Genomic DNA, 11,538 nt, shown 5'->3' with positions numbered 1-11,538 from the left:
GGGGTACGCAGGGTCCAGCGGCACGCACGCACCGCCGGCCTTCAGGATGCCCAGCAGGCCGGCCACCATGCCCGCGTTGCGCTCGGCGCACAGGGCCACCGGATCGTCCGGCTTCACGCCCAGCGCGATCAGGCGGTGTGCGACCTGGTTGGCGCGGCGGTTGAGTTCGTCATAGCTCAGGCGTTGGCCCTCGCAGACCACCGCCGTCGCATCGGGCTGCCGGAGGACCTGCGCCTCGAACAGCCCGTGGAGCAGTTGATCATGCGGATAGGCCACGTCCGTGTCGTTCAGGCCGACGAGCAGGTGCTGGCGTTCGGCGTCCGGCACCACGGGCAGGTGGCCGACCGGCTGCGTAGGCGCGTGCTCGAGGGCCGCCACCAGTCCGTCCAGCGCCATTTCCATGTAGCCGACCAGGCGCCTGGGATCCACGCCCGCCACGCAATGGGCGGTCAGCGCGAAGGCCTGGCCAAGATCGTCGACGGACATCGAGAGCGGATAGTTCGTCCGCTCCTCGACGCCGATCACCCGCATGCCTTCGAAAGGCGTCGACGAGGACGCGCTTTCCACCGGCGCCACGGCACCGCTCAGGCGATAGTTCATCAGCGCCGTGAACAGCGGCAGCGGGGCTTGCACGCCGCTGCAGCGCTGCGCCAGCGCCAGCGAGGCCTGCTCGTGGTCAAGCAGTTCGCTCAGGCCGCGATGCGCATCGCGCACCGCGTCGGCTACGCCGACCGTGCCCAGGCGGATGCGGATCGGCAGGGTATTGATGAATACACCCATCACCTGGCCCACACCCTCCGTGGACTGCATGCGGCCGGACAGCACCGTGCCGAAGACCACGTCGTCGCGGTTGCTGCACCGTCCCAGGACCTGCGCCCAGGCCAGGTGGAACAGCACCGCCGGGGTCACGCCATGCTGCCGTGCGCTCTCGCGCAGGCGTTGCGACAGGGCGTCGGCGATTGCGACGCGGGCTTCGTCGATGTGACCGCCATCGCCCTGGACATTCAGCAGTTCATAGGGCGCGGTGGGTTCGTCCACGTCGCCCAGCTGCCGGCGGAAGTAGGCCTCGTGCTCCTCGTCGGTCACCGCCAGCGTCTGCGCGATGAACGTGCGATACGCCACCGGCGTCGGCAATTCGGCTTCCCGGCCCTGGACCAGCAGCTGGATCTCCTGCAGCAGCAGCTGCATGGTGTAGTTGTCGTCGATGATGTGGTGGCTGAGCAGCGCCAGCAGCCATTCACCCGACTGGGGATCGGCGGCGACGTGCGCGGCCAGCAGCGGTGCACGCTGCAGGTCCAGCCGCATCCGGCGCGGATCGGTGCACGCCATCAGTTGCGGCAGCGCCGCCTCGGCGGTCGACAGCGTGATCTCGTGGACCGGCAGCGGCGCGTGGCGATGCACCACCTGTACCGGCTTGCCCAGGCCCTGCCAGTACACGCCCGTGCGCAGGATGTCGTGACGCCCGATGACGATCTGCATCGCCTCCAGGAAGCGGTCGAGGCGGTCGCGGTCCTCCAGCGCCACCACGGTGCGCACCAGGTAGGCATCGCCCTCGCCGCCCAGCAGGTGGTGGAACAGGATGCCTTCCTGCATCGGCGACAGCGGGTAGATGTCCTGGATGTTCGCCACGCCACCGGGGACCTGGTCGACGATGGCGTCGATCTGGGCCTGGGTCAGCTGCACCAGCGGCAGCAGGTCCGGAGTGATGGCCGTCGTGGCGGTGGTGATCGGGTTCGGCGCGACCTGCGCGTGTGCGCTGGCCGCCGTGTCTTCCACCAGCTGGGTCGCCAGGGCGCTCAGCACCGGCGTCATGAACACCATGCGCACGGTCGCGACCAGGCCGCGCTGGCGCAGGCGATCGATCAGACGGATGACGAGCGACGAATGCCCGCCCAGTTCGAAGAAGTGGTCGTTGCGGCCGACGCGGTCCAGGCCCAGCAGTTCCTGCCAGACCTCGGCGATCGCGACTTCCACCGGGCCCTGCGGCGCGTCGTAGGCGCGGCTTGCCACCGACGCCAGGTCCGGAGCGGGCAGGCCCTTGCGGTCCAGCTTGCCGTTGGGCGTCAGCGGCAGGACGTCCAGGCGCACGAACGCGCTGGGGACCATGTATTCGGGCAGGTGCTCGAGTAGTTGCGCGCGCAGCTCCGTCGCCGATGGCACGGTATCCGCGTGTGGCACCACATAGGCCACCAGGCGCTTGTCGCCGGCCGTGTCCTCGCGCGCGACGACCACGGCCTCGCGCACGCCGGCGCAAGCCGACAGCTTGGCCTCGATCTCGCCCAGTTCGATGCGGAAGCCGCGGATCTTGACCTGGAAATCGTTGCGCCCCAGGTATTCGAGTTCGCCATCCGGCAGCCAGCGACCGAGGTCACCGGTCCGGTAGAGCCGCGCGCCGGCTTCGCCGGAGAACGCATCATCGATGAAACGCTCGGTGGTCAGGTCCGGGCGGTTGAGGTACCCGCGCGCCACGCCGTGTCCGCCGACATACAGCTCGCCGGTGATGCCCGGCGGCAGCAGTTCGCCGTGGGCATCCAGCACGTACAGGGCCAGGTCCGGGATCGCCGTGCCGATCAGGCTGCCGCGTGCCTCGTACACGTCGGCTGCGGTGATGCGACGGTAGGTGGCATGCACCGTGATCTCGGTGATGCCGTACATGTTGATCAGGCGGGTGCGTTCGGCATCGTTGCGCTCGATCCACGGTGCCAGCGTGTGCAGTTCCAGCGCCTCGCCGCCGAAGATGACGGTGCGCAGCACGTGCGGAGCCTCACTGTCGGCCTGGGCCGCGATGAGCGAACGGAACGCGCTGGGGGTCTGGTTCAGCACGGTCACGCCTTCGCGTGCCAGCAGGCCGTAGAACTCTGCCGGCGCACGCGCGCACAGTTCGGGCACCACTACCAGCCGCCCGCCGTGCAGCAGCGCACCCCAGATCTCCCAGACCGAGAAATCGAAGGCGAACGAGTGGAACAGCGTCCACACGTCGTGGTGATCGAACGCGAACCAGCCCTGCGTGGCGTCGAACAGGCGCGTCACGTGCGCGTGCTCGACCATGACGCCCTTGGGACGTCCGGTGGAACCGGAGGTATAGATCACGTACGCCAGGTGGCGCGGCGTCAGGCCGTCGACCTGCGGATTGGCCGTTGGACCGGCCTGCGCGGCCGGCTCATCCAGGACCAACAGGGTCCGACCCTCCGAAGCCAGCATCGGCAGCCGCTCGCGCAGGCAGGCCTGGGTCAGCACTACGCGCGGTGCGGCATCCTCGAGCATGTACGCCAGGCGATCGGCCGGATACACCGGATCCATCGGAACGTACGCGCCACCTGCCTTCAGGACGCCCAGCAGGCCAACCAGCATCCCCAGGCCGCGCTCAACGCAGATCGCGACACGGTCGTCGGGCTTCACACCCAGCGCGATCAGGCGATGCGCCACCTGGTTCGCACGCCGGTTGAGCTCGCCGTAAGTGAGGCTCTGGCCATCGAACACGACCGCGGTGGCGTCGGGGCGCTCCTGTGCCTGCGCTTCGAAGCCGGCATGCAGCAGGCGGTCCTGCGCGAAGCTGGTGCACGCACCGCGACATTCGACGAGCATCTGCTCGCGTTGTGACGGGGACAGCAGCGGCAGTCGGCTCACCTGGATGGCGTCGTCCTTCACCATCGCGTCGAGGAGCGTGCGCCAATGGTCCAGCATCCGTTCGACGGTGCTGCGATCGAACAGGTCGGTTGCGTAGTTGAGGCTGCCGGTCAGGCCCCCGGCACCCTCGGCCAGGGACAGCGTGAGGTCGAACTGCGCGGTCTGCTGCCGCGTTTCGACGACGGACAACGCCAGGCCCGGCAGGCTCAGCGACGCGTCCGAAGACGCGTTGTTGAGCGCCAGCATCACCTGGAACACCGCGCCGTGGCTCAGGCTGCGCGTGGGCTGCAGCGCTTCGACCACCTGCTCGAACGGCAGGTCCTGGTGTGCGTAGGCACCCAGCGTGGTGGCCTTGATCTGCGCAAGCAGCCCGGCGACCGTAGGGTCGGCAGCCAGGTCGACGCGCAGCGGCAGGGTGTTGACGAAGAAGCCGATCAGCGGCTCGATTTCGGCACGCTGGCGATTGGCCACCGGGCTGCCGATCACGATGTCATCCTGCCCGCTCATGCGCGAGAGCAGGACGGACCAGCTCGCCAGCAAAGTCATGAACAGCGTGACACCGTGGCGCTGGGCCAGGCAGCGCAGGGAAGCACTGAGCGCGGCGTCCAGGCGCACCTCGACGCGGTCACCCCGGTAGCTCTGCACGGGCGGGCGCGGACGATCGGTCGGCAATTCCAGCAACGCCGGCGCGCCGGTGAGTTGCTGGCGCCAGAAATCGACCTGCGCCTGCAACGCCTCGCCCTGCAGCCACTGGCGTTGCCAGGCCGCGTAGTCGGCGTACTGGATCGGCAGCGGCGGCAGCGGATCGGCGCCGGCCTGGCAGAAGGCCGCGTACAGGGCGCCGACTTCGCCCACCAGCACCTCGGTCGACCAGCCATCGGAGACGATGTGGTGCTGGGTTACCAGCAGCACGTGTTCGCGCTCGGCCAGTCGCAACAGCTGGCCGCGTATCAGCGGGCCAGTCGACAGATCGAACGATGCCCGCGCCTCGGCCTCGCCGAGCGCTTGCACGCGCTGCTGTTGCGCGGCCGGATCGAGGCCGCGCAGGTCGACTTCGACCAGCGCGAAGCCGATATCTTCCGGCGCGATCAGCTGCCGGGGCTCGCCGGCGACGTTGACGAAGCTGGTACGCAGGTTCTCGTGGCGCGCCACGATGCGGTCCAGGCTGGCGCGCAGCGCGTCACGGTCGAGGTCGCCGCTCAGGTTCAGCGCGGCGGGGATGTGATACGCCGCACCCGCGGCGTCGTCCAGCTGATCCAGGAACCACAGGCGCTGCTGCGCCCAGGACAGCGGCAACGGCTGGCTGCGATCGACCGGCAGGATCCGGGACTGCGTGGTGCCAGCGGCACCGTCGACCACGCGCGCAAGCTGGGCCAGCGTCGGCTGCGCGAACACGTCGCGCAGCGCGACTTCCACGGACAGCACTGCCCGCAGGCGCGTCACCAGGCGCACCGCCAGCAGCGAGTGCCCGCCCAGTTCGAAGAAGTGGTCGTTGCGCCCGACCCTGTCCAGGCCGAGCAGTTGCTGCCAGATGCCGGCGATCGTGCGTTCCGTCTCGTCGGCGGGCTCTTCATACGCGCGCGTGGCGACGGCGGACTGGTCGGGAGCCGGCAGTGCCTTGCGGTCCAGCTTGCCATTCGGGGTCAGCGGCAGTGCCCCCAGGCGCACGAACGCGCTCGGGATCATGTAGTCGGGCAGTTCACGCGCCAGCTCGTCGCGCAGGTCCGCCACCGACAGCGGCGCCTCGTCGTGGCCGGCGACATACGCCACCAGGCGACGGTCGCCCGCCGCATCTTCGCCAACGATCACGGCCGCCTCGCGCACCCCGCGGCACGCGGCCAGCCGGGCCTCGATTTCACCCGGTTCGATGCGGAACCCGCGGATCTTCACCTGGAAGTCGTTGCGGCCCAGGTATTCGATATTGCCGTCCGGCAGCCAGCGCGCCAGGTCGCCGGTGCGGTACATGCGCGCATCGTCGCCAGCGCCGAACGGATCGGGCAGGAAGCGCTCGGCGGTGAGGTCGGGCCGGTTGAGATAGCCGCGCGCCACGCCCTGGCCGCCGACGAAGATTTCGCCGGCCACGCCCATCGGCACCGGCTCGCCGGCCCCGTCCAGAATGTAGGTGCGCGTGTTCGCGACCGGCCGCCCGATCGGAAGCGTGCCCGGGTGGGCATCGCCGGCACGATAGACCGTGGCCCACACCGTGCCCTCGGTCGGGCCGTATTCGTTGTAGAGCACCAGCGGCGGTTCGCATGCGGCGGCCATCTCGCGAAGGGCCGGCGGGCATGCTTCGCCCGCGACGATCACTTCCCTCAGGTGCGTCGGACCCGCGTCGGTCCGGGGCTGCGCTGCCAGCTGCTCCAGGATCAGTCGCGCCAGGGTCGGCACGCACAGCAGCGTGGTGACGCGGCCGGTCGCGATGCCATCGCAGATCGCGTCCAGGTCCTGCGTGGACTGCTTCTCCAGCACATGCAGCGTGCCGCCGGTGCACAGGGTGCCGAAGATGCCCGCGACCGAGCTGTCGAATGCGATCGACGACAGCAGCAGGAAGCTCTCGCAGCGGCCGTACTCCCCGATCCGCGCCAGCGTGGACGACACCAGGTGCCTGTGCTCGACCATCACGCCCTTCGGACGCCCGGTCGACCCCGAGGTGTAGATGACGTAGGCCAGGTGCTGCGGCCGCACTCCTCGAGTGGCCAGGTCGGGCTGGCTCTCGGGATGCTGCGCGATCTGCGCGACATCGGTCTCGCCGTCGACCAGGATCCTGCGCACTCCGGCCAGGGATGCCAGCACCGGCTCCAGCGACGCCTGCGTCAGCACCGCGAGCGGTGCGCTGTCCTCCAGCATGTGCGCCAGGCGATCGGCGGGATACGCCGGATCCAGCGGCACGTAGGCGCCGCCGGCCTTGAGGATGCCCAGCACCGCCACGATCATGTCGAGGCCGCGCTCCATGCAGATGGCGACACGGTCGTCCGCGCCGACACCGATCGCGACCAGATGGTGAGCCAGCTGGTTCGCACGGCGGTTCAGCGCGTCGTAGGTGAGTGCGTCCCCATGGAACTGCACTGCGGTCGCGTCAGGCGAGGCCGCCGCCTGTGCCTCGAACAGTTCGTGGACCAGGCGATCCTGGGGGAAGTGGCTGGGCGCCGGGTTGAAGCCCGTGAGCAGCAGCTCGCGCTGCGCCGGCGACAACAGCGGCAGTCGACTGACACGCCGTGCGTCGTCCGCCGTCATGCCCTGCAGCAGGGTGGCCCAGTGCCCGAGCACGCGCTCCATCGTGGCGTGGTCGAACAGGTCGGTCGCATACACCAGGTCCACGGCCAGACCGTCGCGCGTATCGGAGATGGACAGGGACACGTCGAACTGCGCGTGCCGCTGCGCGGGGCGCGCCTGGGAAAGGTCCAGGCCCGGCAACGCGAGCGCGTCGTCGCCCAGGTCATGCATCGCCAGCATCACCTGGAACAGCGGGCTGTGGCTGAGGCTGCGGGAGGGCTGCAGTGCTTCGACGACCTGTTCGAACGGCAGGTCCTGGTGCTGCCAGGCGCCCAGCGTGGTGGCCTTCACCTGCGCGAGCAGGTCGGCCACGGTCGGATCGCCCGCCAGGTCCACGCGCAGCGCCAGCGTGTTGACGAAGAAGCCGATCAACGGCTCGATCTCGGCGCGCTGGCGATTGGCCACCGGGCTGCCGATCACGATGTCGTCCTGCCCGCTCACGCGCGACAGCAGGGCCGACCAGCCGGCCAGCAGGGTCATGAACAGCGTCGTGCCATGGCGCTGCGACAGCGCCTGCAGGCCATCGCGCAGGGCGCGCGGCAGGGTCAGCGACACCGTGTCGCCGCGATAGCTCTGCACCGCCGGACGTGGGCGGTCGGTGGGCAGCTCCAGCAGCGCCGGCGCGCCGGCCAGTTGCTGGTGCCAGTAGTGGGTCTGCTCTTCCAGCACTTCGCCGTGCAGCCACTGGCGCTGCCAGGCCGCGTAGTCGGCGTACTGGATCGGCAGCGGCGGCAGCGGATCGGCGTGACCCTGGCAGAAGGCCGCGTACAGCGCGCTGACTTCGCGCACCAGCACGCCGATGGACCAGCCGTCCGAGACGATGTGGTGCTGGGTCACCAGCAGCACGTGTTCGTGTTCGCCCAGGCGCAGCAGCCGGCCACGGATCAGTGGGCCGGTGGCCAGGTCGAACGGCGCGGCGGCTTCGGCGGCGCCCAGTTCGGCCAGTTGCGCCTGCTGCGTGGCGGCGTCCAGGCCGCGCAGGTCGTGCTCGACCAGCATGAAGCCGATGTCGGCCGGTGCGATCACCTGCTGCGGTGTGTCGTCGTGGCTGACAAACGTGGTGCGCAGGTTCTCGTGGCGCGCCACGATCCGGTCCAGGCTCGCGCGCAGCGCGGCCTGGCCCAGTTCACCGCGCAGGTTCAGCGCGGCCGGGATGTGATACGCGGCGCCGGCGGCATGATCGAGCTGGTCGAGGAACCACAGGCGCTGCTGCGCCCACGACAGCGGCAGGGGCTGCGTGCGGTCGACGGGCAGGATCACGTCCTGCGCGGCGGTCGACGCGGTGGCCGCCAGCTGGGCCAGCTGCGCCAGCGTCGGCCGCGCGAACACGTCGCGCAATGCGACCTCCACACCCAGCACGGTGCGCAGGCGCGTCACCAGGCGCACGGCGAGCAGCGAGTGGCCGCCCAGTTCGAAGAAGTGATCGTGGCGGCCGACCTGGTCCAGGCCCAGCAGGTCCTGCCAGATGCCGGCGATGCGCGTCTCCAGCTCGCCCACCGGCGCCTCGTACGCGCGGGTGATGACGGCCGACGCGTCCGGCGCCGGCAGCGCCTGGCGATCGAGCTTGCCGTTGGGGGTCAGCGGCAGGGCCGCCAGGCGGACGAACGCCGCCGGAATCATGTACTCGGGCAGGTCGCGGGCCAGCTGGTCGCGCAGCGGCGCCCCCGGCAGCTCCTGATCGTCGTGGGCGACGACGTAGGCCACCAGCCGCTTGTCGCCGGCGCCGTCCTCGCGCGCGACCACGACCGCTTCGCGCACCCCCTCGCAGGCGGCCAGGCGCGACTCGATCTCGCCCAGTTCGATGCGGAAGCCGCGGATCTTGACCTGGAAGTCGTTGCGGCCCAGGTACTCGATGGTGCCGTCCGCGCGCCAGCGACCCAGGTCGCCGGTGCGGTACATGCGCGCCTCGACCTCATCGCTGAACGGATCGGGGAGGAAGCGCTCGGCGGTGAGGTCGGGACGGTTGAGATAGCCGCGCGCCACGCCATGGCCGCCGATGAACAGCTCGCCCGTCACGCCCACCGGCACCGGCTCGCCCGCACGGCCCAGGATGTAGACCTGCGTGTTGCCGATCGGACGGCCGATCGGAATGGCGCGCAGCGCCGCATCCGCCGGCGTGAGCCGGAAGGTCGCAGCGAACGTGGTGGTTTCCGTGGGGCCGTAGCCGTTGATCAGCTCGCGCGGGGGCGTCGCCCCGCGCAGCACACGCGTCGCGGTGCGCGGGTCCATCACGTCGCCGCCGCTGAGCAGGAATGACAGTCGCCGGAAGGCCGGCGCCAATGCGTCCGCGTATTCGTTGAACAGGCCTGCGGTCAGCCACAGCGCGGTGACGCCGCCCCGCAGCAGTGTTTCGTTCAGCGCAGCCGGATCCATCACGGCCGCCTGCGGAACTACCAGCACGCGGCCGCCATTGAGCAGGCCAGCCCAGATTTCCCAGGTCGAGGCATCGAAGGCCGGATTGGCGCAGTGGGCGACGCAGTCGGACGGACCGATCGACGCGAATCCGCTGTTGATGGCCAACCGCAGCACGCTGCGATGCTCGACCATCACGCCCTTGGGCTGGCCGGTCGAGCCCGAGGTGTAAAGCACGTAAGCCAGGTGGCGCGAGGCCAGGCCGGGCACCCGCGGATTCGCGGTCGGCCCGTCGAAGACCTCCTCGTCCAGCGCCAGCGTGGGCGCGGACGATGCATCGGCGACCGGCAATCGATCGCGCAATGCGGCCTGCGTCAGCACCACCCGGGGCGCGCTGTCGGCGAGCATGTACGCCAGGCGCTCGGCGGGACAAGCCGGATCCAGCGGCACGTAGGCGCCGCCGGCCTTGAGGATACCCAGCACGCCGACGATCATTCCGGCGCTGCGCTCCATGCAGATCGCCACGCGGTCATCGGCCTTGACGCCCAGGGCGATCAGCCGATGCGCAACCTGGTTGGCGCGGCGATTGAGCTCGCCATAGCTCAGGGTCTGGCCGTCGCACTCCAGCGCGGTCACGTCCGGCTGCATGGCCGCGAACGCCTCGAAACGCTCGTGGATCAGGCCGTCGTGCGGGTACTGCGCCTGCGTCTGGTTGAAGTCGCGCAAGAGCTGGTCGCGCTCCGCGCGCGACAACAGCGGCACGCGCGCGATGCGCCGCGCGTCATCGGCGAGCATGCCGTCGAGCAGGGTCAGCCAGTGGCCCGCGAGGCGTTCGATGGTGCTGCGGTCGAACAGGTCCTGCGCGAACACCAACTGGCCAGTGATGCCATCATCGGTATCGGTCAGCGATACGAACAGGTCGAACTTCGCCGTCGGCTCGCCCGATTCGCTCGCCGTCAGCGAGAGCCCCGGCAGACGCAACTCGGCTGCGGCCGGCGCGCTGTCGAGCGCGAACATCACCTGGAACAGCGGGCTGTGGCTGAGGCTGCGGGAGGGCTGCAGTGCTTCGACGACCTGTTCGAACGGCAGGTCCTGGTGCTGCCAGGCGCCCAGCGTGGTGGCCTTCACCTGCGCGAGCAGGTCGGCCACGGTCGGATCGCCCGCCAGGTCCACGCGCAGCGCCAGCGTGTTGACGAAGAAGCCGATCAACGGCTCGATCTCGGCGCGCTGGCGATTGGCCACCGGGCTGCCGATCACGATGTCGTCCTGCCCGCTCACGCGCGACAGCAGGGCCGACCAGCCGGCCAGCAGGGTCATGAACAGCGTCGTGCCATGGCGCTGCGACAGCGCCTGCAGGCCATCGCGCAGGGCGCGCGGCAGGGTCAGCGACACCGTGTCGCCGCGATAGCTCTGCACCGCCGGACGTGGGCGGTCGGTGGGCAGCTCCAGCAGCGCCGGCGCGCCGGCCAGTTGCTGGTGCCAGTAGTGGGTCTGCTCTTCCAGCACTTCGCCGTGCAGCCACTGGCGCTGCCAGGCCGCGTAGTCGGCGTACTGGATCGGCAGCGGCGGCAGCGGATCGGCGTGACCCTGGCAGAAGGCCGCGTACAGCGCGCTGACTTCGCGCACCAGCACGCCGATGGACCAGCCGTCCGAGACGATGTGGTGCTGGGTCACCAGCAGCACGTGTTCGTGTTCGCCCAAGGCGCAGCAGCCGGCCACGGATCAGTGGGCCGGTGGCCAGGTCGAACGGCGCGGCGGCTTCGGCGGCGCCCAGTTCGGCCAGTTGCGCCTGCTGCGTGGCGGCGTCCAGGCCGCGCAGGTCGTGCTCGACCAGCATGAAGCCGATGTCGGCCGGTGCGATCACCTGCTGCGGTGTGTCGTCGTGGCTGACAAACGTGGTGCGCAGGTTCTCGTGGCGCGCCACGATCCGGTCCAGGCTCGCGCGCAGCGCGGCCTGGTCCAGTTCACCGCGCAGGTTCAGCGCGGCCGGGATGTGATACGCGGCGCCGGCGGCATGATCGAGCTGGTCGAGGAACCACAGGCGCTGCTGCGCCCACGACAGCGGCAGGGGCTGCGTGCGGTCCACGGGCAGGATCACGTCCTGCGCGGCGGTCGACGCGGTGGCCGCCAGCTGGGCCAGCTGCGCCAGCGTCGGCTGCGCGAACACGTCGCGCAATGCGACCTCCACGCCCAGCACGGTGCGCAGGCGCGTCACCAGGCGCACGGCGAGCAGCGAGTGGCCGCCCAGTTCGAAGAAGTGATCGTGGCGGCCGACCCTGGGCCAGG

At 70.2% G+C, this 11,538-nt stretch carries 2 pseudogenes; both read right to left on the bottom strand.

Annotation, left to right across the window (positions count from 1 at the left end):
- Positions 1–48: 48 nt before the first annotated feature.
- Positions 49–10,926, bottom strand: a pseudogene (locus I8J32_RS17590) (amino acid adenylation domain-containing protein); the annotation flags it as partial.
- Between the two features lie 91 nt (positions 10,927–11,017).
- Positions 11,018–11,467, bottom strand: a pseudogene (locus I8J32_RS18070) (condensation domain-containing protein); the annotation flags it as partial.
- Positions 11,468–11,538 lie beyond the last annotated feature (71 nt).

It is taken from the genome of Lysobacter solisilvae, assembly GCF_016613535.2.
GTDB lineage: Bacteria > Pseudomonadota > Gammaproteobacteria > Xanthomonadales > Xanthomonadaceae > Agrilutibacter > Agrilutibacter solisilvae.
Note: the sequence above shows the minus strand (reverse complement) of the source record. Positions and strands in the feature narration are given on the sequence as shown.